General features: G+C 53.2%; 13 protein-coding genes. 2 read left to right on the top strand and 11 right to left on the bottom strand.

The window, feature by feature from the left end:
- Nucleotides 1-74: 74 nt before the first annotated feature.
- Nucleotides 75-1802, top strand: coding sequence for a sodium/proline symporter PutP (putP, locus tag F4555_RS04565; protein WP_039886100.1), 1728 nt, complete (start codon nt 75-77; stop codon nt 1800-1802).
- A gap of 150 nt (nt 1803-1952) precedes the next feature.
- Here putP and uvrB read toward each other — a convergent pair whose 3' ends face one another.
- The 10 genes from uvrB to F4555_RS04615 form a co-directional block, all read right to left on the bottom strand.
- Nucleotides 1953-4184, bottom strand: coding sequence for an excinuclease ABC subunit UvrB (gene uvrB / locus F4555_RS04570; protein WP_103759044.1), 2232 nt, complete (start codon nt 4182-4184; stop codon nt 1953-1955).
- Between the two features lie 73 nt (nt 4185-4257).
- On the bottom strand, nt 4258-4965 hold the full coding sequence (locus tag F4555_RS04575; RefSeq protein WP_127891471.1) for an ABC transporter ATP-binding protein/permease: 708 nt from the start codon (nt 4963-4965) through the stop codon (nt 4258-4260).
- Nucleotides 4966-5186: 221 nt separating this feature from the next.
- Nucleotides 5187-5468 (bottom strand): SdpI family protein, encoded by a 282-nt coding sequence (locus tag F4555_RS11535; protein WP_103759046.1) that lies wholly within the window; start codon nt 5466-5468, stop codon nt 5187-5189.
- Between the two features lie 171 nt (nt 5469-5639).
- Nucleotides 5640-6473, bottom strand: a complete 834-nt coding sequence (locus tag F4555_RS04585; RefSeq protein ID WP_115326037.1) for a dephospho-CoA kinase — start codon at nt 6471-6473, stop codon at nt 5640-5642.
- Nucleotides 6474-6500: 27 nt separating this feature from the next.
- Nucleotides 6501-7676 carry a glycerate kinase gene (locus tag F4555_RS04590; RefSeq protein ID WP_004012346.1) on the bottom strand — a complete coding sequence of 392 codons (1176 nt, stop codon included), beginning with the start codon at nt 7674-7676 and terminating at the stop codon, nt 6501-6503.
- 203 nt (nt 7677-7879) lie between these two features.
- Nucleotides 7880-9349 (bottom strand): 30S ribosomal protein S1, encoded by a 1470-nt coding sequence (gene rpsA / locus F4555_RS04595; protein ID WP_004012345.1) that lies wholly within the window; start codon nt 9347-9349, stop codon nt 7880-7882.
- Between the two features lie 175 nt (nt 9350-9524).
- Nucleotides 9525-10496 carry a class C sortase gene (locus tag F4555_RS04600; protein WP_115326036.1) on the bottom strand — a complete coding sequence of 324 codons (972 nt, stop codon included), beginning with the start codon at nt 10494-10496 and terminating at the stop codon, nt 9525-9527.
- Entirely contained in the window at nt 10480-11604 is a 1125-nt protein-coding gene (locus tag F4555_RS04605) for a pilin N-terminal domain-containing protein (RefSeq protein ID WP_115326035.1), read from the bottom strand. The genes F4555_RS04600 and F4555_RS04605 overlap by 17 nt, the downstream gene beginning before the upstream one ends.
- A 27-nt stretch (nt 11605-11631) precedes the next feature.
- Complete coding sequence (locus tag F4555_RS04610; RefSeq protein ID WP_115326034.1) at nt 11632-13098, bottom strand: SpaH/EbpB family LPXTG-anchored major pilin; 1467 nt, start codon at nt 13096-13098, stop codon at nt 11632-11634.
- A 92-nt stretch (nt 13099-13190) separates the two neighbouring features.
- Entirely contained in the window at nt 13191-20921 is a 7731-nt protein-coding gene (locus F4555_RS04615) for a DUF5979 domain-containing protein (protein ID WP_115326033.1), read from the bottom strand.
- A 371-nt stretch (nt 20922-21292) separates the two neighbouring features.
- Between F4555_RS04615 and F4555_RS04620 the strand changes: the two genes are divergently transcribed.
- Nucleotides 21293-22555 carry a dicarboxylate/amino acid:cation symporter gene (locus tag F4555_RS04620; protein WP_004015052.1) on the top strand — a complete coding sequence of 421 codons (1263 nt, stop codon included), beginning with the start codon at nt 21293-21295 and terminating at the stop codon, nt 22553-22555.
- Nucleotides 22556-22659: 104 nt separating this feature from the next.
- Here the strand turns inward: F4555_RS04620 and polA are convergent, their stop codons facing one another.
- Nucleotides 22660-25782, bottom strand: coding sequence for a DNA polymerase I (gene polA, locus F4555_RS04625; RefSeq protein ID WP_115326032.1), 3123 nt, complete (start codon nt 25780-25782; stop codon nt 22660-22662).
- Nucleotides 25783-25792 lie beyond the last annotated feature (10 nt).

Consider the following 25792-nt stretch of genomic DNA (forward strand, 5'->3'; position numbering starts at 1 on the left):
TCTAAAGATTCTGGTATTGAAATACCCAAGCACCTCAAATATTGTTAAAATGAAAACTGACCAAACATTAAATTTTGACTACTAATGCGGGTAACTGGACGCTGGTGTTCCTAAAATCCGCTGATGGAGGGGATAATAAATATATGATTTCGACCATATCAATCGTCCCCGCTGTCCTCGATGTGATGTCTGGCCCCCAAGGTGTAGCCATCGCCATGATTGTCTATTTTACTGCGATGATTATGATTGGGCTGTGGGCGTATACCCGTACCTCTACCATGGACGACTATATGTTGGGGGGACGCGAACTTAATCCGCTGGTGGCCGCGCTTTCGGCGGGAGCCGCTGACATGTCCGGATGGCTCCTCATGGGTCTGCCCGGTGTCTTGTACGCTGCCGGTCTGGTGCAATCCTGGATTGCTATCGGTTTGACCGCCGGAGCATATATCAACTGGTGGATTGTGGCACCTCGGCTGCGTACCTATACCGAAGTGTCAAAGAATTCCATCACCGTACCGTCCTTCCTGTCCAACCGGTTGCGCGACAAGAGCAACGCCATTCGAGTGGCAGCGGGCATAATCTTCCTGGTGTTCTTTACTCTCTACGTGGCGTCCGGCCTGGTTTCTGGCGGAAAGTTTTTTGATTCTTCCTTTGGGATTCCCTATGAAACCGGCATGGTGATTGTGGCCGCTATTGTGGTGCTCTATACCCTAGTGGGTGGCTTTTTAGCGGTGTCATGGACCGACACGGTACAGGGTTTTATGATGGTGATTGCCCTGGTTGCGGTGCCGATTACCGGTTTGATTGCCGCCGGGGGGCTTGGCCAGGTGGCTGTGGACGTGGCCGCGAAAGGTGTGGAAACTAATCAAGAGATGCTATCTTTGGTGTTCAACGTCGACCCGCGTGACATTGTTACCGGTTTAGCTTGGGGGCTGGGCTACTTCGGAATGCCCCATATCATTGTGCGTTTCATGGCTTTGAAAACCCCCCAGCAAGCCACCCAGGCACGTCGCATCTGGGCTATCTGGATGGTGCTGTCCCTATTTGGTGCTATCGGCACCGCGATAGTAGGGATTTCCTTGGTGCGCCAAAAGATTATTAACATGGATGGCGCGGATAATGAAACCATCTTCCTGGTAACGGGACACACCCTGTTCCCCTCGATTTTCGCGGGATTCATGCTGGCGGCTATTCTCGCAGCCATTATGTCCACGGTCTCCTCGCAGCTGCTGGTGACTTCCTCGGCCGTGGTGGAAGACATCTATAACTCGTTTTCCAAGGAAAATGTGAAAAACGTTTCTTTGGGAATCACCATTGGTGATCGCACCGTGACTCAATCCAACCTGGGGGTGACCATGGGGCGCGTAGTGGTGCTATTCGTCACTTTGGTAGGTGTGGCTTTAGCCTGGAATGCCAAAGAATCCACCAGTCTGATTTCCTCTTCCATCTTGATAATTGTGTCCTTTGCTTGGGCCGGTTTCGGTGCTTCTTTCGGGCCAATCATTATTTTGTCGCTGTGGTGGCGCAAACTGACTGCCCCCGGTGCCCTCTGGGGCATGATTTCGGGGGCAGTAACAGTGGTGGTGTGGCACTATTTGTTGAACAACGGCGAGTTCTCGGTGATTGCTAACACCAAGATTTACGAAATTCTGCCGGGCTTTGTGGTCTGTTGGCTGGTAGCCTATGCAGTGTCTATGGTTACCTACAAACCGAACCCGGAAATTGAAGCTGAGTTCGACCTGGCCGTTAAAATGGCAAAATCTAAAGAATACGAGCCATTTGTCCCGGCAGAAAGCAACTAGATAAAGCAAAAGAGCGAAATCGCGAAACCTGAACAAAACCGAGTTGGCGCAACTGCAAGAAATCGGCGACCTGACAGTGCGAAGAGCCAAAAAGTGGGTGGAGGAATCCAAGAAATGTTTGATTGGTGAATCCCAGGCGGCGGTGGCTAATTATCCCCCTAGTGGTTTGCCGCGTCGAATTTCGCGCTTCAAGTCCACGATTTCGTCGCGCAACCTGGCGGCCAACTCGAAACGCATTTCACTGGCGGCCTGGTGCATCTGTGTCGAAAGTTCGCGCAGTAAAGCCTCCAAATCCACGATTTCTTCGCCTTTAGCCCCGACCTTGGCGGTTCCTCGAGTGGTGTCTCCCCCGTTAGCACGGACAGTGCCGGTGTGGTCAGCACCAGCGTTTCTAATGGTGGCTTGCTCTCGGGCACCCGCGATGACTTCCAGGGCGGCACGGGCCGCCGCCGCATCGCGCGCGGCGGTTCGAGCCGCCACGGACGGCTTCTTGTCGGGTTGGCGGTATCCCGTGGCCAGGAGCTGTTCGGTGTCGATGTCTTCGCGCGCCAGCATATCGGTAACATCCGAGATTTTTTTCTGTAAGGGTTTGGGGTCGATGCCGTGTTCCTGGTTGAACGCGAGCTGTTTGGCACGACGTCGTTCGGTTTCGTCAATCGCGGCGCGCATGGAATCGGACACCGCATCGGCATACATATGGACTTCGCCGTGAACATTACGCGCGGCTCGCCCAATAGTCTGAATCAATGATTTGGTGGAACGTAAAAATCCCTGTTTGTCGGCATCCAGGATGGCAACTAATGAAACCTCTGGTAAATCCAAGCCCTCACGCAACAAGTTAATCCCCACCAACACGTCAAAAGTGCCTTTACGCAACTCGCGCAACAACTCGACGCGGCGCAGCGTGTCCACGTCCGAATGCAGATACTCGACCTTGATGCCACGCTCGGCCAGGTATTGGCTCAAGTCCTCGGCCATGCGTTTCGTCAGGGTGGTGACCAACACACGCTCGTCGCGCTCGACCCGCACCCGGATTTCCTCCATTAAATCATCAATCTGTCCTTCCACAGGTTTGACCACAATTTTGGGGTCGACCAGCCCGGTGGGGCGAATAATCTGTTCCACGACCCCGTCGGATCGTCCCAACTCGTAATCTCCCGGGGTGGCGGACAGATACACGGTTTGCCCAATACGCGCCTGGAATTCGTCCCATTTCAGCGGTCGGTTGTCCAGGGCGGAGGGCAGGCGGAAACCGAAATCCACCAGGGTGCGTTTGCGTGACATATCGCCTTCGAACATGCCCCCAATCTGGGGTACGGTGACGTGTGATTCGTCAATTACCAGCAGGAAATCATCCGGAAAATAGTCAAGCAAGGTGTGCGGGGGCTCGCCCGGCTGGCGTCCGTCGATATGCAGGGAATAGTTCTCGATTCCGGCGCAAATCCCGATTTGGCGCATCATCTCCAGGTCATAGGTGGTGCGCATCCGCAAACGTTGTTCCTCCAAGAGCTTTCCTTGGTCGTGGAACCACCGGCAACGTTGCTCCATCTCGGCCTCGATTCCGGCCATCGCGCGTTCCATGCGTTCTGGGCCGGCCACGTAGTGCGAGGCGGGGAACACGTAAATCTCGTCTACCTCGTGCAAGACTTCGCCAGTAACCGGGTGCAAAACCGCCAGGGTGTCAATCTCGTCCCCAAAGAACTCGACTCGCACCCCTAGTTCCTCGTACATGGGGATAATGTCGATAGTGTCGCCGCGAACTCGGAAATTGCCCCTCGTGAAGTCCACGTCATTACGGTTGTACTGCATTCCCACGAAACGTCGAATCAAATCGTCACGCCCAATCTCCATTCCGCGCGACAGGTGTATCCCCCGTGACACGTATTCCTCGGGGGTGCCCAAGCCGTAGATGCAGCTGACGGAACTGACCACCACCACGTCGCGTCGGGTCAGCAGCGAGTTCGTGGCGGAGTGGCGCAGGCGTTCGACCTCGTCGTTGATGGAGGAATCCTTTTCGATATAGGTATCGGTTTGCGGCACATAGGCCTCGGGCTGGTAGTAGTCGTAATACGACACGAAGTATTCCACGGCGTTATTGGGCAGTAGCTCGCGGAATTCGGCGGTAAGTTGCGCCGCCAGGGTTTTGTTCGGTTCCAGCACCAGGGTGGGGCGCTGTACCTGTTCAATTAGCCAGGCGGTGGTGGCGGTTTTCCCGGTGCCGGTCGCGCCCAGCAGCACGACATCTTGCTCCCCCGCGTTGATACGTTCGGCCAGTTCCGCAATGGCCTGGGGTTGGTCGCCGGCGGGTTGATAGTTGCTGATGACCTGGAAGGGGATCGGGTTTTCCACCAGGTCGCGGGGCAGGGGTTTCGCGTCACTCACGTTTTAATCATATCTCCCAAACCGCGAAAAGTCAGTTAAGGTTGACCGAACACTCAAATATGAGCAAGTCAAGTCATTCTTTCAGAAAAAGAGTAGCATAGGTTTGACATTTTCTTAATAATTCGTGGTGTGTACCATCGGCGATAATTTTGCCCTCATCGACTACAAATATTTTTGCAGCAATCTTGATAGTATCTACACTATGCGAGACTAGTATAATGGTTTGAGTGCGACAATCATTGCTTATGTGTTGAAATAAATTCTTTTCGGTAATAGTATCAGTAGAAGATGTAGGTTCGTCAAGTACAAGCAAAAAAGGTTCGTATCCCAAAGTCTTCAAATATTGATGAAAAGATCCCTGCATGTAACGTGAGCTAAACTCCAACGTAACAGGCCGTAGATGTGAATCAGCTAGACTGCTACCATGGCCTTTTGCAAATGTGACAGACACTGCTACAGCAGCAATCCAAAGGAACGCTCCAGCCTGTCGATACACAAGACCGTTTGTAATTGCGCCAGCATTGTAAACCGCAGCTACGTTAGCGAATGCGACAAAGACGTTGGGCTGCTCACCATCATCCTTGAAGCAATCACCTTCATCACTATTACATAGTAATATATAATCTAACATCATTAGCCGTGTTCCACGAGGAGCGGATTCTAGCCTTGCAAGAATATCTTTGATATCAGAATTACCTGATTGCCACAGTCGACTTTCATAGCGTATAAGACTAGCTTTGGGGGATGATTCAAAAGCATCTTGAGCTTTCACATCATTCAATAGAGACTCTCGAAAAGAAGACAAGGACTGGAGAAATCTACTCTTATTCTCCACATCTATTGTAACAATATCTTACCAATATTCTTGCGTGTACTTGGTATGTTTTGTCATTTTTATTCCTCACTTTAATATATCAGAATCTGTTTTTTCTGTACTTTGCACTTGTTTAGTACCCTTAAAATAATCAATCCAAAAAAGAACAATAAATACTATTTGCGTTACTAACACAAGAAGTAAAAAAAACTTTTAAGGGCTGAATGATTTATACAAAAGACAGGCACCCATAGAAACATTGAATAACCTAACAATATGGTTGATCTGGCTGTTTTGCGTTGCATTATGTACCAATTATTCTCTGATTTCATAGTGAACTCAGTTCTTGTTCCTAGCAATCCGTTTGGTCGAAGGCGCCCTGCTTTCATCGCATTTCCGCAGTAAACAATCAATACTCCGAACGCAATCGCGAGCAAGGAAACAATGCAAATTACTATTTTTTCAACCATACCGCTTCTCCATCGAATTTTTCGCAATTTATCACAAGTTCATTTGTGTGTCAACTAGACAACATGCTTCATCCAATTTGAGCGCGGAAGCAGTGCGGTGAAGTACCCTAGGATGGATATCCTCCGTGCGCAACGTCGTATCAGGCCACTTCAAATACATCATATCACACGTTACATGCTTATCATAGATGTCCACAGCCACCTGGCCGCGCCCGAGAGGTCAGCTTTGCTGCCGGTGTTTTCGACCCACACATGGGCGATGGCGGCGCGGTCTTCACGGGTGGCTTGGGCGGCGATGCGTTCGCGCGCTGAGGTTTCGTTCATGCCCCGCCCGGTGGCCAGTCGTTTGATTCGGGTTTCATGAGGGGCATCCACCATTATGACGACATCGAAACGTCCGTCGTTTCCGGTTTCGGTAACAAGGGGGATTTCGGCCACCAGGATGGCTTCGGGTGGCAACCCGGCGACCACCCGGTCAAAGTCTTGCCACAGCAGGGGGTGCAGAATCCCTTCCAGGCGAGCCTTGGCTCCCGGATTTGCGAAAATCAGTGCGGCCAAAGCGGCGCGATCCAGCGTGTCGGAATCCGTGTCAGTGCCTGTACCGTCACCCGGTTTAGCCTTCGTTTCGCTGGCTCTATCGATATCGGGGTGGCGCACAGTTACGGTGTCGAGGTCGCCACTCGGATGGCACCTCGTGAACACCCCAGAACCGAAAGCCTGGCGCAGCGCCGGCAGCGCCACCCCACCGGGCGCGGTGGCGCGGCGCAGCACCGCGTCGGCGTCGAACACCTCTGCCCCACAATCGCCAAGCGCTCGCACCAGTGTTGATTTGCCACTGCCGATGCCGCCGCTGACGCAAATCTTCCAGGCACGGTCAATCGGGCGCGGCGGCAAGGGGCGCAGCAACCGCAGTTGCGGATGCTGCAGCACACCCGGTTCTGTTGGTTCGGTAATCTCTGCCGATGTGTACGGTGTTGGCGCTGGCTGTTTTTCCAGTTCCGACATAACTATTGTGGACGGAATCCTGGCCGCCTAGTCGTCAAAGGCTTTGAGCAGAATGTCGCTGATGGCCGGGTTAGCGCCGACGGTCATCAGTTGCAACGTCAGGGTTACCGAGTCTTCGAGCAGCATGGGAACTTTTTCCATGGCGGATTTATCGCTGGTCATGGTTTGGTGCATAATCGGTACAATCGCGGTGAAACCGTCCTGTAACAGGATTTCGTGTCCGATTCCCAGTTTCGCGGCAAAGGCGATAACCGGGATGTTGCGCGAGCGTCCCAGTTGGGCGACACTCCACGGGGTTTTCCCGCGTTGGGTTTGCCGGTCGAGCTGTCCTTCCCCGGTCAGCACTAAGTCGGCGCCGTCCAGGGCTTCATTCAAATGGGTGGCTTCGGCGACCACGTCGAAGCCTTTGCGGTTTTCCGCGCCCAACGCAAAAAAGGCGGCGGCCATCCCTCCGGCTGCCCCGGCACCTTCCTGGTCGACGATTTGGCGACCGGTGGTTTCTTCCAAGAGCCGTCCCCAGTTCTTTAGGCAGCGGTCTAGCTTGCCTAATTGGAGGGGTTTCGCGCCTTTTTGCGGCCCGAAAGCAGCCGAGGCTCCGGTCGGCCCGGTCAAGGGGTTGCGCACGTCGTTGGCGGCTATCAGTTTCACGTTTTGGAGTCGCGGATCCAAACCGGATAAGTCTAGTTTGGCGGCGTTGGGCAAGGCGGAGACTTTCGGGTCGAGGGATTCGCCGGATTCGTTGTACAGCCGCGCTCCCAGGTTGTACATCATGCCCCAGCCGCCGTCGTTGGTAGCCGATCCACCCAGGCCGACAATAATGGTTTCAGGCTGCAAGTCCAGCGCGGCTTTCAAAATCATTCCGACGCCTTCGGTGTTGGATTCCATGATGTTGCGTTCCAACATGCCGATGTACATGATGCCGGCGGCTTCGGCGGTGTCCATAACCACCATTTTTTGGCTGGGTATCCAGGTGAATTCGGCTTCGCGTTCACGTCCCAGGGCATCTACGGTTTTACAGGTTTTGACTTCCCCGCCGTAGGCCGCGAGCATGACTTCAGCGGTGCCTTCGCCGCCGTCCGAGACGGGCACGGTGACACATTCGGCGTCGGGGAAAATGGTTTCCACGCCGCGGTGCATGGCGGCGGCGGCATCTTGGGCGCTAAGCGCTCCTTTGAATGAATCTGGGGCGATGACTATCTTCACGTTTCGAGCCTTTCTGTTGGGGGTGGCTGTCGGCGGGGCGGTTTTTGGGTTTGCGCCCTGCCGCCTTTTCAGGATAGAGCACATTGATGGAAAAATCCTGAAAAAGGGGCGGGAACTTGTGGTTCCCGCCCCGATTTGCGATTAGGTTTTATGCCGTGCCATGAGGTGCCATCCGAAATGGCGCCTCATGCCACCGGGCGACTTTACTTGTCTTCCGCAAGTTTGTCGCGCAAAGCTGCGAGGGCGGCGTCGTCGGCGAGGGTGCCTTCATGAGTCGCGTCTTCTTCCGTAGCGGAAGAGTAAGACGTGGATTCGGCTTCGCCTGCGGCGATGGCGGCTTCTTTATCGGCTTCCAGGTTCTTGGCGACCTGTTCCTTGTGGGCTTCGAAACGAGCCTGGGCTTGGGCGTAAGAGGACTCCCACGCGGCGCGCTGTTCCTCGTAGCCTTCCATCCATTCGTTGGTTTCCGGGTCGAAGCCTTCGGGGTACTTGTAGTTGCCTTCCGCGTCGTATTCGGCGGGCATACCGTACAACGAAGGATCGAAGTCGTCGGAACTCACGTCCACGCCTTCGTTAGCTTGCTTGAGCGACAGCGAAATGCGGCGGCGCTCCAAGTCGATGTCGATAACTTTGACGAAGATTTCGTCACCAATCTTGGCGACCTGTTCGGGCACCTCGATGTGGCGGGTGGCCAGTTCAGAGACGTGCACCAGGCCTTCGATACCGTCCTCGACGCGGACGAATACCCCGAAGGGCACCAGTTTGGTGACCTTGCCGGGAACAATCTGGCCGATTTTGTGGGTGCGGGCGAAGGTCTGCCACGGATCCTCTTGGGTGGCTTTGAGGGACAGGGACACGCGTTCGCGGTCGAAGTCCACGTCCAAGACCTCGACGGTGACTTCCTGGCCGACCTGTACCACCTCGGAGGGGTGGTCGATGTGCTTCCAGGACAGTTCCGAGACGTGCACCAGGCCGTCGACCCCACCCAGGTCGACGAAAGCCCCAAAGTTGACGATAGAGGAAACCACGCCGGTGCGTACTTGACCCTTTTGCAGGGTTGACAGGAAGGTGGTGCGGACTTCGGACTGGGTTTGTTCCAGGAAAGCCCGGCGGGACAGCACCACATTGTTGCGGTTCTTGTCCAGTTCAATAATCTTGGTTTCTAGCTGGCGGCCAATATAGGGTGCCAGGTCGCGCACGCGACGCATTTCCACCAGTGAAGCCGGCAGGAAGCCGCGCAGCCCGATGTCTAGAATCAGGCCGCCTTTGACAACTTCGATAACGGTGCCGGTAACCACGCCGTCGGCTTCTTTGATTTTTTCGACGTCGCCCCAGGCGCGTTCGTACTGGGCGCGTTTCTTGGACAGCAGGAGGCGCCCCTCTTTGTCTTCTTTTTGCAGAACCAGCGCCTCGATTTCGTCACCAACTTTGACTTCCTCGTCCGGATCCACATCGTGTTTGATGGATAGTTCGCGGGAGAGGATGACACCTTCGGTTTTGTAGCCGATGTCGAGCAGTACTTCGTCGCGGTCAACCTTTACAACGGTGCCGGTAACTAAATCACCATCGTTGAAGTATTTGATGGTTTTGTCGATTTCTTTGAGCAAGTCCTCGGTGGAACCAATATCGTTTATCGCAACCTGAGGAACAGTAGTAGGAACAGTAGTAGTCATTGAGTTGGTGACTCCAATGGGTCAAATAGTAGGGATAAAATTCTTGGCACCCAGCACAGCTCGACCCCGGTGGAAACCGATTTTAAGCGACCAAGCACCAAGCAACCATAGTACGGTAACATTGGCGTTTTTACCAAATCGCTTTCGCTTCGTTTGGAGCGAGAGCCGCCTCTCTTTATGCGTGTTTCTGTCCCATAGTTGAATCTAAATTAGCCTTAGTTTTGCGGTTACCGCGCGCCCGGTTGCGCCGGGTTGGGGGGTTGCTGGCGGGTTCGCGGCGGCGGCGCCCGGAGCCGCGTCGCAGCCACCACAGCAGCAGCACCAGCATTATCCCGGCGGCGGCCATCGCGATTATCATCCACAGCGACCAGGTCAGCATGAATCCCGGCGTGAATTGGGCTTCGGCGGGGTCGTCCAGGGGGGCACGTTCACCGGTGACCAGCAAACGATGGGAGTTTATCCCGTAAGGGGTACAGGTAATGATGGTTACCAGGTCTTTACCGGCTTGGGCTCGCAGGGTTTCCACTTCGGAGGGCTCGACCACAATGGTCGAGTTGATGACGTATTTCATGCGCTGCCCCGCGACGTTGAGATAGAACGCGTCGCCAACTTGCAGCTGGTCCAAATGGTCGAGCAGGGTGGCGGTGGTCAGGCCGGTGTGCCCGGTGAGTACAGCGTGGGTTCCCGGGCCACCTACCGGCAGCGAGGATCCATAGAGGTGTCCGATGCCGCGTTCCAGGGTTTGGGTTTCGGTGCCGTGGTATATCGGCAGGTTTACGTTGATTTTCGGGATTAGCAGCTGACCCATCTGGTCGAGGACATTCAGTTGTGCCAAATACGCCTGGTAGGGGTTGTTGTTTTGGGATACCCGTGCCAGCCACGGGTCGAGGATTGGGGCGCCGGGGGTGTTTTCGTTATAACGCCGCGCGGCGGCCAGGGATTCTTCGAGGGCTTCAATCCGTTGGGGTTCTTGGACTTGTTGGGCGTAATAGGTTGTAATCTGGTTTTGCCGATAGTTGTTCCATTGGGTGGCAAACACGGGGTACAGCAGCAGGGCTATCCCGGCCAAAGCCAACAGCAGGGGAACGATTCGGGAGCTTTTTCGTTGTGCCTTGGGTCGGCTTTGGTGTTTAGGTTTGGCTGGCATCGTTTTCTCGCTTGGCGCGACGCCGTGCCCACGCCAGGATGGCCATACCTAGTGCCAGCAGTACCAGGGCGGCTCCCCCGATTTGGGTGGCGATAACCCCGGTGGCGGGCAGCCGCGCGATAATCTCGCCGTTGGGGGCTACCAGTATCATGTCGCCGTTGGGGGCGCGCATCCATACGCCGCCGACGGGGGGTTGTTCCGTGTTGGGCGAGGCGCCGTTGTTGGGCGGGGCGCCGTTTTTTTCGGCCTTCGGGGTGTCTTTTGGTTCTGCTGATTTGTCGGCTGATTCGTCGCCGGTAGACTCGCTTCTGTTGCCGTCTGACTTAGTGGCCTCCGTGGTGGGATTACTGGGTTTTGCCGTGGGGCTGGGGGAGGAATCTTCTGGGATATAGTAGGGGTACGAACCCGAGCTTTCGGTGTGCGTGGGTTTGGGGTGCGCGGGCGCGGTGGGGTGTGTAGTTGCCACAGTTTCGCCCGTTTTGGTGGGTTTCGGGGTGACGGTCGGTTTCGGGTTTACCGCCGGTTTGGTTTTGGTGGGTTTCGGGGTTGGCCTCGCGGGTGCGCTCACGGGTTTAGGGTACAGTTTTAGGCTGAAGTTCCAGCCGTTCTGGTCGGCCACAGGCATGGTGACCAGGAAGGGGTGGAAGCTGGTATTGGTTTCTTGCGGGCTGACCAGGTATAGTCCCACCGCCAGGTTTTCGAACTTGACTTTGCCGTTATTATCGGTGGTGGCGGTGGTGGGTGTCTCGAGTCCTTTCTGGGTGGCTTGGGCTATGCTCAGGTTTTTGATGTCGCTCCATGAGGCGCTATCCGTCAAGGTGACACCCTTCACCTTTGCTACCTTAATTTTTACTCCCACAGAGTTGGGCGCTTTGACATCGTCATAGAGGTTGCCTTGATACAACTGGACAGTCAGGGTTCCCGAGCCTGTGGGAGCACCTTTTTTCAGAATTGTTTTCGAGTCTCCATCCCCGGTGATGGGTCCGTGGGTGGAGCCAGCGGGAGCGATGGCGGGCAGCGTGTCGCTGGCTTCCGCCCCGAAGGGATTAGCCACAGTCACTAGCGCACAGGCAGCGATTACTGCCAGCCACCGTCCCCACTGTTTCATGTTTTGGCTCCTTAGGTTTGTGGCGGTTTATTCTTGATCTTGGCGGCGTTTACGCACCATGGTGGCGACCGCTGCAATCAGCAGTAAGGCTCCCCCCACCAGGAACGCAATCACGCCCGGTCCACCGGTCAATGGCAGCTTACTGAGGAAATCACTGGCCTTGGTGTTGGTTACAGTAATTTCCATGGGGTTAGTGGAAGTTGCATTTTTAATCTGCTCCGCACCAAAATCAACCGCCGTGGCTGAGGAATTCAATGCGTAAGTATCGGGAGCTTTAGTTTGTTTCACACAAAGCTTTGCACCAGTGAGAGGCCCTATTGGACCAATCTTGTCATCCGAAGTAGTTGCTCCAGTTTTCACCACATTCCCATCTCCAGACACAATGTCTGTACCAGCAGCATTACATTTACCAACAGTAAATGCACCGCCTGTCAAAGCAGTAGAACCGTCGTCAGTGTTCTTAATCTTGATGTACCCAAATACTGTATTTGAATCATCATCACCACTAGTTTCATCGCCGTCGGAACCATTATTAGTACCATCAGCAAGTTTATAGGTATAAGAAGCCGAGTTTTTTACGGTCACATTCGAAGCACTTGCAATACCGGTAATTTTGCCTTGCACATTTACGGTGAGCTCAGTGGATGTTGAATCAGCACTCAAGGTATTTAATCCGTTATCAGTCAGCGTCACTTTGACATTCTTGGTGTCCACCATACTCACAGTGTAGTCGGTAGTTTTAGTCAGAACAGCACTACCGAATTTGACCTCGGTAATACTATCTGCCGTCATTGTAAGACCGGACACAGGCTTATCGGTTACGGTAAATTCGGTAAACTTCTTTTTGTCATTGTCATGCTTCGGGACAGGAACGGTAATCTTGAAGGTCATCTGGGCACCTTCTTTGAGTAGTGTTCCTTCTGGGGTAGTGCTTACTTTTTTGATGGAACCAATAGCTGCGTTTTTCGGGTACACGTGAATGTCGTACATGAAACCGGTGCCTTCGGGATTAGTTAGTGGCAGCACCACAATCGCCGGAGCTGCCAGCTGCTTGCCCTTGGGAGCCTTGATTTGCTCGAGCTTGTATACACCTGGCTTTAGGTTTTGGAATTTATGTACGCCCTGATTATCGGTAGAACCGGTCTGAGCGCTAAAGCTGCTATCCTCTGAGAAAGTTTTTAACGTAACTTTAGAAGCTGCAGTCATGCCATCCAATGTACTTACATCAACACCCGCATGTTTGGTGAGCTTGAATGTAGAACCTTGGAGCTTTTCATTCGTGAGGCTTGTGTTTTCTTTGCCATCGGCTACTACGCCGGTATCTCCAACAACCGAATGTACGGTAATGGAGCCATCTTTGTTCTTATCTACTACGGTGTCTGTGCTGGGGGCGGCGTGGCCGAGGGGTGCCCAGGTGAAGAGGCCTATCATGGCTAGGGCGAGGCTGAGACCCAGGGCGAGAACCCTGAGGCTGCGTATTTTTTGGTGTCCCATTTTATTTTCCTTACGCTAGTGTTTGTGTTTCCTTGCTATGTTTTTGGTGGTGGGGCTACAGGATTGGAGCTGGTCGTCCCCACAGGTAGTGGTCAGGCATTGTTTACATCGCGCCTCCGGTTTCGTATCATCAGCGCCACGGCTCCGGCCAGCATCGTGCCGGCTGCTCCGAGCAGCCACGGCATCCGTCCGCCGGTCAGTGGCAAATCCCCGAAGCGGATATCCGCTACATCTACATCCCACTTGGTGAATCCCAGTGCCGCATTGACGAGGCATTGGTTCTCTGGTGGAGCAGCAGTGCCGGATGCGGTTCCGGAACTCGGGGTGGTTGGGGTCGAAGGACTCGCGGGATTTGTCGAGGTGCTGCCCGGTGTTGCTGGATTGGTGCCAGCGCCGGTGCCGGATGCGGGCGTTGTGGTGCCAGTACCAGCAGCGGTGGGGGTGTTTTCCAGCTGGCGTTGCTGCAAATCCACCAGTCCGCTGTGCTTGGTTTCGGGAGCCAATTCCACGAAGGTATCGGTATTGGTACAGGCATTATCCTTGGTAACCTTTACCTCGAACTTATAGCGTTGCCACAGCAGCTCGGTCTGGTTGCCTTTCCCGGTGTCGGTGGTACCCAACCAATATGTCCCCGGTGCCAGGATAGCCTTGTACACCCCAGGATTATCGGGAACTGGTTCAAATTTAAGCCAACTGGCACTCGCCAAGGTTGAGTTGGAATCACTCTTGAGACAGCTATTTTGATCTGCTATACACAGGTCAAATTTAGCACCTGTAACAGTATTCACAGCACTTGACGTGGCAGGCTTATCTACCCGCCGCACATAAACCTCAGCGCCGTTGCGATATACGGTGTGAACAATCACCCCATCAGGGTTGTCCTTATCGAGGGTAACTGAAAAATTCGGTTTTTCCTTGTGAGCAATCAAATTCCACTCCAAGCCGGACATACTGAAATCCGGTTGCAACTGGTCACTACCAGGAACTTTCTTCCATATTTCTGGAGTATTCTTCACCCGGCTGGTAACAACCTTCAAATACGGAAGCTGGGAATCTTTCCAGGTACCATTCACCTGACAAATAGTACCTTCTGGAACTACCTTGATGTTATCTGTGTTGTTTCTACCCAGACTTTCCTGCTGGTTCAAAGTCTGGGAGAAATTGCCGTTCAGCTCGCTAAAGGTTGCTGCTGGGAATCCTTTGGGAGGCGTACATTTATAGTTGTAGCCAAAACTAGTATTCGCAGGTATCGCCGTGTCGTGTTGGGTGCCATAGGCGTAAGTCATCACAGAGTATTTCTGTTGCCCGGTGAAATACCAGGTTTCAAAGTTAAGCTGTGCCTGCAATGGAGCGGTGTTGCTGCCACTCGTTGGCCCAGTGCTTCCACCACCGGTGCCCGCGCTTTGGCTGCCTGGAGAATTTGGATTCGAATTCGGGTTCTTCTCGAACAAAACCGGGTTTCGTGGATGTTCCTCATTGTCCACAACTAAGTTGCCAATCTTAAGGGCTTCCGGGGTTTTTCCGGGGGCACGCTTACCGTTATTGAAACGATCGTCAAGCTTGATGTCGTGCTCGGCTTTCACGGTGGTTACCAGCTGGATGGCGGTATTGTCTGCCAGCGGATCTGCCCCGGCATTCTTTAATCTGAATTGACAGCTGGAAGTGGCCGGCACGAAAGCGACCGCTGTGTTGGTGTCATCGGCGGTAAAGACCGGTACCGCACTAGCACCATTAGCCAGGGCAATCTCCCCTTCGTAAATCTGTGGCTTATCTTTATCCTTCACTTGGCGTAGATACTTGTCTTCACACTTGTATGCCAACTTGTAACCAGACGGGTTAAGCTGTCCGAAGTTGTAGTACCCGCTGACCGCATCTACCAGCTTATGGCTGGCAGTGAGGTTCACACCCTGACGTTGAATCGTGTTGGTCAAGGTAAAACTGACCGTCTTATCCTCGGCCAGCTGCGCGGGCATTTGGAAGCCGGCAATGAAGTTTTCGTCCATCCCCTGGAATACGTTTGGATCCACGGTTTTCTGGGGTTTATTTCCTTCAGCTTGGGAATCTTTATAGTAACCGTCATCTTCATATTCGCGCACATACGGGGAGTCCAAATCAGCTCCTCCCATAGTGGTATAGAATTCTTTGAGCTGTTCCTCGGTAGCGATATTGCTTCCAGACACTGGCGGGTTGACTGTGTCAAATGTTGTTTTCGCCATGGTGACACTGTCCGTTCCAGGTGTAATCACGGTGTTGAGTACGCCATCCCCCAGAGGGAAATTCTTTTGCGCAATCACGCACTTATAGTTCACCGGCAGCCTTAGGCCACTGGTAGCCGTTAAGACGTATTCTTGGTCGGTGCTGGTGTTTTGTATCTGAGCCTTACCGCTGGCATTCGGGGATGCTCCGGCACTTTCAAAATTGGGCTTTTCTACCTTAAAGTCCAGTGATATATTAATTGGGTTGCGGCCTTTCATAGATTGGGTTTCCGCCAGTGTCCCGTCTTGTTTACGCATGGCAGGGGGTTTGCAATAGAGGCGAGTTTGCAGGGTCTTACCGGCCACCAGTTCCTTGCCGGTGCCCTTGACTTTCATGGTCAGCTGCAGGTTTTTGGCCTTATTGAAGGTGTAGTTATTCCACGGCACCATCGTGCCAGAGAAGTTTTCAGGCAAGGTCTCAGGGACATGCGGGTTGTGGGGCACTCCATCCTTTGTTTTGGCATTATTTTCAGCTTTGTAGTGGGCGTTTATTCGCGGCGATACGTCTGTGGACAAAGCTATCTTCACCTGATTCATCCCGTCAGCAGTGGTGCCAGATAGTGAACACTCTTGGGAAGATTCCTGGCAAGTGAATTCTTTTTCGCGGCCACGATATCCACCGGTGTGCGTCCAGTAGTTATCCAAACGAGAAGAACCCACCTTAGCTTTGGAATCCTCGTACAAGGTACACACCGCCCCGGCCGGTAGCGCGTCAATCGGGTGCCACTCGCCTTGCTGGAAACGCACGATATTAATGCTTTGCGACATGGGAGCAGTGCTACTTATGGCCTGTAGGCGATCCTTCAGAGTCTCTTTCAAAGCTGTTTGTGCATCCCAGGCTTCAGTTCCATTAGGCTCAGTAGTGGTGAATTGCTGGGTATTAATAGCGGCTGGTTGCGGCAGGGGTATCGGTTTTCCGTTCAGGGTACAGGAATAGTGAATCTGGAACTGGAATTCAGCCGGTATGGCACCCACGCCTTCGCCGCCAACCTTCTTTTTGACATTGAAAGAGGCTAGCTGCATTCGGTAGTCTCTATCCAAAAAGGCCTGGAAGCCATTTTGTGATTTCCAGCTGATATTTACCGGTTTTTTGGGCGCACTAGCCTCGCCAGAAACGCTTGGGGTACTTGGGCTAGACGCGCTGGGTAGGTTCGGGGAACCCTGACCGCCTGTCGTGCTATACTCATAGCCCTCTGTGGTCGTGGCGTGATTTCCGCTACCAACCTGCCAGGTCACCTGGCGTAAAGTCGTGCCGGATATCCCCAAAGCATCACGGTCAACGGTAAAGCCACAATTCCAGCCTTTCGGTACCTGCGTTGTAATGCTTTTAGTCGATTTATCAAATCGTAGCGGGGAACTAAACGTATCTGATCCGAACCCACACTTGACATTGGCAGAGATGCCAGAATTAGCTTCTACCAGGGCATTTTTCCACGATACAGGTACGGTGAATCTTTTGTTTGCATCCGTTTCACCCGGGTCGGCACTGGTCCACATGCTCGGTTCATTCAAAGTCAGAGTTGCCGGGGTCATCTCCTCGGCGAACCGGTGTTCCAACGTTAAAGTAGTTGAGGTGGTGCTCCCCGGAGAAGTAAAGGGGAAGGAAAGGGATTTGCCGGTTGTCCATTTACTGCCACTTTGTGTACCGGAATTACCACCTCGCATGGCGGTGGTGACCTCCACTTGTTCAGGCCACTCGTCGATGTTTACTTCCAGATTGCATTGAGTATTTTCGGGAATCTTCGCAGTCGCACCCGCTGCTGGAGTCACAGTCAGCAGCGAGTTATTCAGGTTTAAATCGCTTTCCCAATATTTATTAGTTCCGCAGGTGATGACGGCACGCAATTTCTTGTTATCAAGCGTGCCCTTCACGGAATCATATACTGGCCATTGCTTCACCGCCGAAGCAATGGAAATCTTTCCCGCTGGGGATGTTGAGAATTTTGCTTGAACCGTAGCGTTTGCCTCATCGCTGTCGGGAATGGAAACCTCTACCGGGGTCGACTCGACTTGAATAGTGTAGGTCTTCCCCCCCCCTGATGTCACGGAGAAACCGGTGGTATCAGCACTCACCGTACATTTAGATCCGGCAGGAACATTTGAAACGCTAGCGGTTCCCGATGCCCCGCTCACGGTCAGGGATGAACCGCCACTAAACTTTACCTCCCTGCCATCCATATCAGTACAGTTCACCGTCAGGGTTTTCTCTCGATTATTGATTAAACTCTTTAAATCAGCAGTCATATTTCGGTCGAAACCGGTGTTGTATTGAATGCGCAAAGTTCGCTTTTTATAACTTAACGCATTGGTCACCGTAACACGATTAGCTTGCGCTAAATCCGTTATTCTCACAGTTTGCGGTTTAGGAGCGTGGATTTCAACGTTTTCTATCTTGGTTTTATCTAGGTCTTCTGTGATAGTGCAATCCGCCTGTGCTGGAACACCTCCTACAGTAACGGGTTTTCCCTGCCACACTGTCATCCCGGGATTCTTGTTGCCTTCCAAGGGGACAGGCACTCCGCTTTGTTTACATGCCAAAACCATCCTGTAACCATGACCAACCCCTTGACTCTTGGCATCGAATTCCTTTTCAGCCGCTCCTTGGAGCAACTTGGTAACTTGCAGCTTGCCGTACAGGCGCTTGAAATCTTGGGTCAAGTGAATTTCATGATTTTTATTACTGCCAACCCAGAAGAATTTATTTCCACATTGATTCAGGGAACCGTTATCAGCGCCACAAAGCGTGGATTTATAAGAATTCGCGCTGGAAAACCCGGGCAGTTGCAGTGGCTTACTCTCGCTTTGTCCCGTTTCAGCTGACGCAACAGTATCAAACAGGCAGTGCGTCCCCACAGGCCAAGTGGGAATCATCAAATCATGCCCATCTTGTTTCGGCAAGGTGCCATCTTTCAGATTCACCCCTTGATATCCCAGATAGGCCACACCAGTGGTTCTATTAGTTGTTTTATCAGTTGTAACCGGCACATATATCCACCCGCTTTGTACCGGAGTGGGAATATAACCCTGATTGGTTTCAGGTAGCTCCAAGGGCTTCTTGGAATCAGGCATGAAACGACAGTTATAGTAAACTGGCAATGTCTTTTCGCGCCTTCCATTCAATTCTTCTTCTTTAAGAGTATTAAACGCCTGGTCGCCATCCGAATTGGTTAATTCCAAGGTGAACTTAATCCCAGCCTTTTTGGACTTATAGGTGGTGATGGACACCAGCTGAGAAACTGGTGACACCCCGGACTCGCTGGTGCTACCGGCCTGGTAATTAATCGTGGCACCGAAAGTGTGACTTTCAGTCGCTTGACTGTCACCTTTTGAAGTATCTTCGGTTTTTGTCTGTCCAACTAACTCCGGGTCTTTCTTTACTTCCTCGGAAGCATTCGCGGGAATCTCAATCTTATAATTGCGTCCCGTTACTCGGTTTTCCGAGGTAAAGAGCTGATTGGCTTTTGCTCGGGTTTTTTCTGGGTCATTGGGATAGTAGCCACTAGGCAGACTGATTTTCTCCGTGACTTCGCATCTGGAACCCACTGGTAGCATGGATTTGGCGGTGGGCTTACCACCGGAAGCAGCCGGAACCGTAACTTCCCTACCGATTCCTATTGGATTCCACTCGTAGACATTATTCACCTTGCCCTTGATAGTCAGGATATTCCCCTTGTTATCGGGACTACCTTCAGAAATTACTTCCTGAGGATTAAGCCCCAGCGGGTCGGTGCATTTCCATCCAAACGCATAGGAAGCTCCGCCATCTGGCTTTTCCATGGTGCCACCAAGCACTGTAGCAATCGGATCATCCTTCGCGGTGGTGGCACGTTTCACTATTTGCACTTCTTGCAGAGGACGGGAATACATGGCACACTTTATCAAGCTATATCTGGCTTGCTGTTCATTAGTGAAACGAAATCCCGTATAGCCCCACTCATCCAGACTATAGTTTAGCGGATAGAAAAGCTCGGGTTCTTCGCCCACGCTCCAGCCCACACATCTGCCAGTGTGCAACTGGTTATCTGTGCCCTTAAAAGGGGTAAGTATTTCGGTGGCAGTTTGTTTATGTCCCGCGCTCTTTCCACTAGTTTCCGGAACAACCACTTTCGCTACAGGGTACCCGGTAGAAGTATCCTCCTCCACCATTCCGTCACTGCCGGCAATGTAGTTATAAGTAGCGGAGTCATTTCTGACGATTTGTATAGGTCGACCAGCATTTGGCTTGATGTAGTGTAAATCTTGATCTACAACGTCCTTTATTACGGCCAAGCCGCGTGTCTTCCTCAACCATTTAACAATAGTTTGACCAAATTTACCATCACGGACATGGTTACACATTTGGTTGCCGTCCTCACCGCCAAGTTTAAGATAGAATCCTTTCTCTCCAGTTAAGGTTTTAACTCCAATACCATGCCAATCATTACATGCTTTTATGATTACATCCTTGTTGGGATGTTTATTAATCCAATCGCGATCCGTAACCCAGCGGTTAAGATGCCCAGAGTGCCGGATTGCAATCCACCGGTCGGTCAAGGTTTCACCATTATCGAAGTTTACATTGTTAAAAGTAATCTGGCAGCCTTGTGATGTAGTGTATGTGATTTTCTTGCCAAGCATGTAGCCGGCATACTCAATCAATCGTTTTTCACGATCATTAGGGCACTCCTTAGGATTTACTCCATAGTAAAAATTCATATGCATCAAGCGCAACTTGGCTCCTGGCCATTCGGACGTGCCCTTTTGTAATTCATAGGATTTTAAGGCAGCCGCAACCACACCCTTGCGATCAAACGTGTACTTATCCCAATCTTTGACATTAACGACACCCGAGTCTTCAAGAAACTTCTTCTTGTCTTGATCCTTTTCAGCCTCGGTAATCATGGTATCAGGATTGCAACCAGCATCCTTTACCCCACACCGGTTCGGCACCCCGGTGGTGAACAGGAATACGTCCGTATAACGGTATTTCTTCATGTCATTAATGACTTTTTGCAATCCCTGTTCTTGGTTAGAAAAATTGTCCGTTGCGTCCGGTTTACGCCGTTTTGTGCCCCCTGTGGCGTCCAAAGAATCAAGCTTCTTCATTACTTTGTCGAAGCCTTCTTTATTATCCAGGGAAGTCGCCGGTAAATCTGGAGTATTCCCCCACGCCACATTCGGATAGTCATTATCCGGACGGTCGAAACGGTCGAAGGTGTAAATCCCCACTTGAACCGGGGCACCCTTCAAATTTTGCAGATACTGCTTAATCTGATTTCGCTGTTCAAAATTGTACCCACCCATCGACTCCCAGGTGTAACGTGCATCAAAATCAAAGACCAAGGCAATACGGCCACTCTTCAGTTTCGATTCGTGGTGCAACGAAGTATCCCGGGGGAAGGATTGGGGCCAGGGGTCGTTATCGGTGCCGATGGGGCCACTGTGGTCAGTGGCGGCGCGGTCGGTGGCATTAGCTTTCTCAGCAACTGGGAAGAAAGTAGCCGGCAAGGCGATAGCAAAACCCGCCAGCGCCACGCAGGGTGCCAGCACAAAAGCCGCCAGACGTTTCGTCAGCCAGGACTCCTTCACGGTTACCTCCCTTCACTGGGGCATCCTAAGGATGCCCCAAACATTGGCGCTTGCCACCAGTCTTTAAACTTCGGTAAGTTTTAGTGCCATTTTAAGGCAAAATAAGGCGAAAATGCCAGAAAACTGCCTCGAATTTCATGATAATGACTTTGGTTACTGTATCATCGCAGGTCATGTCGAAATCCCAAGGATAGAATTTAGCTATAATTTACCTAATTGTCTAGCTCTTTGACATGACACCGTTGCATCCACAACGCTTCTGCCCCACCATAATCCTCGCCAAAACCACAACACCCCCGACACGACCATCCGTTGTCCCAAGTTGTGAGACGATTTACCCCAAATCCACGTCTAATGGTTTAATAGCCCCCATGCAAGGAATTACCAAAGTATTTAAAAAAGGCGGCATTCTGCTGGCCATTGTCATCGCAATCATCCTGGCACTCATCTGTGGCCAGTTCTTCCCCGTCCCCCTGGTGCGCGTCTTTGTAACCTTCAACGCCATCTTCGGCCAATTCCTGGGATTCTGCATCCCCCTGATAATCATCGGCCTGGTCACCCCCGCCATCGCCGACCTCGGGTCAGGCTCCGCTAAATGGCTGGGGCTCACCGCCCTCATCGCCTATATCTCCACACTGTACTCCGGTTTCCTCACCTACGGAACCGCCATGCTGACCCTGCCAAAATTCCTGCACCAAGGTGCCCTAGCCGAAGTACAAGACCCCTCGAAATCCGACCTGGCACCCTTCTTTACCATCACCATGGACGCGGTAATCTCCGTAATGGGCGCCTTGATACTGTCCTTTATTATGGGCATCGGCCTGTCCCTGGTTTCCCGCGGGGTGCTGCGGCGCGGCTTTGTTGAATTCCGTAAAATTATCATTCGCCTAATCGAACGAGTCATCATTCCCCTGCTGCCACTGCACATTTTTGGCATCTTCCTTAACATGACCAAATCCGGGGCGGTTATGAAAGTCATCGTCGTGCTGCTGACCGTCGTGGTACTGGTGCTCGTCCTCGAAGTCGTCATCCTGGTCACCCAATACCTGGTAGGTGGCCTCGCCTACGGGGTAAACCCCTTCAAAGCCCTGTTGACCATGCTGCCAGCCTACATGACCGCACTCGGCACGTCATCCTCGGCCGCTTCCATCCCCGTCACCCTAAAGCAAGCCAAAAAACTCGGAGTCCCCGACGCGGTGGCATCATTCACCGTACCACTGTGCGCCACCATCCACCTAGCCGGATCGACCTCTAAAATTACCGCCTTCGCACTGGCCATCATGATTACCTCGGGAATTCCCCTTAACCCGATACACTTCACCGGCTTTATTTTCATGTTGGGAGTCACCATGATTGCCGCCCCCGGCGTCCCCGGCGGCGCAATCATGGCCGCCACCGGAATCCTGTCTTCGATGCTAGGATTCAACGAAGCCCAAGTCGGCTTAATGATAGCCTCTTACATTGCCCTCGATTCCTTCGGCACCGCCACCAATGTCACCGGCGACGGCGCCATCTCTCTAATCGTGGCACGCCTGTCAGGCGGCAAATTCTCGGAGCGCGACCAACGCATCGCCGCCAGTTTCGCCTCCGAAGACACCTTCGATGCCCAAAAATACCTCGAAGACGTGAAATAAATCATCAGCTCCAAAATCCGGTGGCTCACTGCCCCTCTAAAGAGGCAGTGAGCCACCACGTTTTTACGCCCAAAACCCCGGCAAGCCCCTCATGAACCCGAAATCTAATGCGCGGCGGCACGCCAATTCGCACCCACCCCCACCGAGACCTCCAACGGGACACGCAACTCGACCACGCTAGTCATCGCCTCGGTCACCACCCGCCGCAACGCGTCAACCTCGCCGGGAGCCACCTCAAACACCAGCTCGTCGTGAATCTGTAACAATATCCGGGAACCTAACCCCGCCGCCGCCATCGCCGCGTCAACCTTTAACATGGCCTGCTTCATCAAATCCGCCGCCGAACCCTGAATCGGCGCATTCAACGCGGCACGCCGCGCATTCTCAGCCACCACTCGATTAGTGGCCCGCAACCCCGGCAAATACCGCCGCCGCCCCCACATAGTTTCGGTGTAACCCACCCGACGCGCCTCGGACACAATGTGCTCCAAGTAATCGCGCACCGCCCCGAAACGCGAAAAATACGTCTCCATCAAGTGCTTCGCCTCGCCCTGTGAAATGCGCAACTGGCCAGCCAAACCAAAAGCACTCAGCCCATAAGCCAAACCATAAGACGTGGCCTTTACATGAGTCCGTTGGGTTGCAGTCACCGCCTCTGGCGCCACCCCAAACACCAAAGCCGCCACCGAACGATGCAAATCCTCGCCCGACTTAAACGCCGCAATCAAACCCTCGTCCCCCGACAAATGCGCCATAATACGCATCTCTATCTGGGAATAATCCGCCGTCATCAAAGACACAAACGGCATCTGGGCAATGAAAGTCTCGCGAATTCGCGCCCCATCATCCGTGCGCGCCGGAATATTTTGCAGATTCGGATCAAGCGAAGACAAACGCCCCGTCGCCGCCACCGTCTGGCCAAAAGTCGTGTGAATCCGGCCATCCGGGGCAATACGATCCCCAAGATTACGCACAACCTGTAACAACTTACTGCGATCGCGGAAATACAGCAAAGCCTGGAGGAAAGGATGCGGGTTATAAAGCGCTAACTCCTCGAGCGCTTTGGCATCCGTAGTGTAGCCCGTCTTGGTTTTGCGCGTCGGCGGCAAGCCCAACTGGTTGAACAACACGTCTTGCAACTGTTTGGGCGAAGACAAATTTACCTCACGGCCGATTGCCTCGAAAGCCGCTGTCTCGGTGCGTTTGACCTCGCTCGAAAGCTCCTGGTCAAAACGCTGCAAAAGACCCTCATCCACAGCAATACCCGTGTCCTCCATCCGCTCCAACAAGCGCGACAACGGCAGCTCCATATCCAGCAAAGACCCCACCCGTCGGTACTCAACCTGTTCCGTAAGAATCGGCAACATATCCAACAAACTCAACGCATACTTCGCCTGGTTCACCAAAGTTTCCGGCAGCGACGGCAACGGTATCCCCCCCGAAATGTCCTTCGAGCCCGTGGATGCCGTCACCGCTGCAGCTCCGGCGGCATCCGTCGCATTGCCCCACCCCAAATCGAAAGCCATCTGTTCACTGATTTTCCCGATATCCGAAGGCTTTTCATCAATCCCCCAGCCCAACAAACGCTCGGTCACCGCCGCGAACTTTAGACGCGACGCATCCGGATCCGCCAAGTAATCCAACAAATTCACATCCCGAACCGTGCCGGACAACTCCCAACCATAGGCACGCAAAGCATGACGCAAAGCCTTTGCGTTATACACCACCACCGTGCGGTTTTCAGCGGCAAAAAAATCCCGCAAAACATTCTCGGATTCCGGGCGCAGCGTCGAGGGCGTAACCAATACGGCTTCCTCCCGGAACAGGGCGAGGCTTGCCGCCGTCCCGCCCCCCGAGGCACCATTGCCTGGTTTCGCTGTCAGCTCGCCCGTTACCTCTCTAGGGTTAGCCTCACTGTCACCCGAAGCAACCTCGCTGGGATTCGTGGGGGATTTGGCTGCGGTTTCGCCCGTGGTACCCTCGGGGATTGCCACGTGCTTCGCGAGGAACAACCAGTCGATGCTCGGCGCGTTCACCCCGATGTTTCCCACCGCCCATACGGCAATCTCGGATTCATGAGGTGCTTGTCCCAAACCCAGCCACTCCCGCAATTCCCCCGCCTGGAAATCGGATTCCAAGCGGTGAATCACCGGATGCGGCTCGATCCCAAAACCATGCCGAGACCCGAAATCCAAAGAAGCCTCGGGTTGCGGCTCGGCCAATGAATCGCGGCTGGCACCTCGTGAAGCCGACATATCAACCGCACCCGTATCCACAGAATCAACCCCGACACCACCCGAAAACCCGGGCGAAGCAAAACCGGGCATCGACCCCGACGCGCCCCCCGAAACCCCGAAAAACGCCAGGAACTGGCGGCGCATCTCTTTGAACTCTAGCTCGGCACAAACCGCATCCACCGCCGACACATCCATCCCCCGCCAACGCAAATCATCCAGCTGCAATGGCAAATGCAAATCAGTACGCAAACGATTCAACTCGCGATTACGCAAGACATCATCCACGTGGGCACGCAAATTTTCCCCACGCTTGCCTTTTAGCTCACCTCGGTGCGCCAAAATCCCCTCCAAGCCGCCATACTGGTTAATCCACGCCGCCGCGCTCTTTTCCCCCACCAAAGGCACCCCCGGCAGATTATCCGCCTTTTCCCCCACCAAAGCCGCAACCTCCGGGTACTGCGCCGGCCACACCCCATACTTATCCTTCACCGCCTGCGGGGTCATCCGGGTGGTTTGGGCGGCGTTGTGCCCCGGATACAACACGGTAGTGCTTTCGTCAATCAACTGGAACGTATCCCGATCCCCCGAAGAAACCAACACCTGCATCCCCTGCGCCTTGCCCTGGGACGCCAAAGTCGCCAAAATATCATCCGCTTCGACATTCTCCATCGTCAACCACTTGATACCCAGTGCATCCAACAAACGCTGGATATTCTCTATCTGGCCAAGGAACTCCGGGGGCGTCTCGGCGCGACCTCCCTTGTAATCCGGGTAAATATCCGTGCGGAAAGAATGCCGGGACAGGTCAAAAGCCGCCCCGATATGAGTGGGTTTCTCGCGGCGCAACATAGCCAGTAGCATGGACATGAAACCATGCACCGCATTCGTATAGACACCGGTGGTGGTGCGGAAATTCTCGGGCGGTCGGGAATAGAAAGCCCGAAACGCCAAGGAATGCCCATCCAAAACCAACAAACGCAAATCACTCATATTAAGTAAG

Source organism: Mobiluncus mulieris, from assembly GCF_014204735.1.
Taxonomy (GTDB): Bacteria; Actinomycetota; Actinomycetes; order Actinomycetales; family Actinomycetaceae; genus Mobiluncus; species Mobiluncus mulieris.

Bases quoted from the DNA above. Each gene is read 5' to 3' on its own strand.
- F4555_RS11535 (WP_103759046.1), bottom strand. From the start codon at position 5,468: ATGGTTGAAAAAATAGTAATTTGCATTGTTTCCTTGCTCGCGATTGCG.
- F4555_RS04585 (WP_115326037.1), bottom strand. From the start codon at position 6,473: ATGTCGGAACTGGAAAAACAGCCAGCGCCAACACCGTACACATCGGCA.
- rpsA (WP_004012345.1), bottom strand. From the start codon at position 9,349: ATGACTACTACTGTTCCTACTACTGTTCCTCAGGTTGCGATAAACGAT.
- F4555_RS04600 (WP_115326036.1), bottom strand. From the start codon at position 10,496: ATGCCAGCCAAACCTAAACACCAAAGCCGACCCAAGGCACAACGAAAA.
- F4555_RS04605 (WP_115326035.1), bottom strand. From the start codon at position 11,604: ATGAAACAGTGGGGACGGTGGCTGGCAGTAATCGCTGCCTGTGCGCTA.
- F4555_RS04610 (WP_115326034.1), bottom strand. From the start codon at position 13,098: ATGGGACACCAAAAAATACGCAGCCTCAGGGTTCTCGCCCTGGGTCTC.
- F4555_RS04620 (WP_004015052.1), top strand. From the start codon at position 21,293: ATGCAAGGAATTACCAAAGTATTTAAAAAAGGCGGCATTCTGCTGGCC.
- polA (WP_115326032.1), bottom strand. From the start codon at position 25,782: ATGAGTGATTTGCGTTTGTTGGTTTTGGATGGGCATTCCTTGGCGTTT.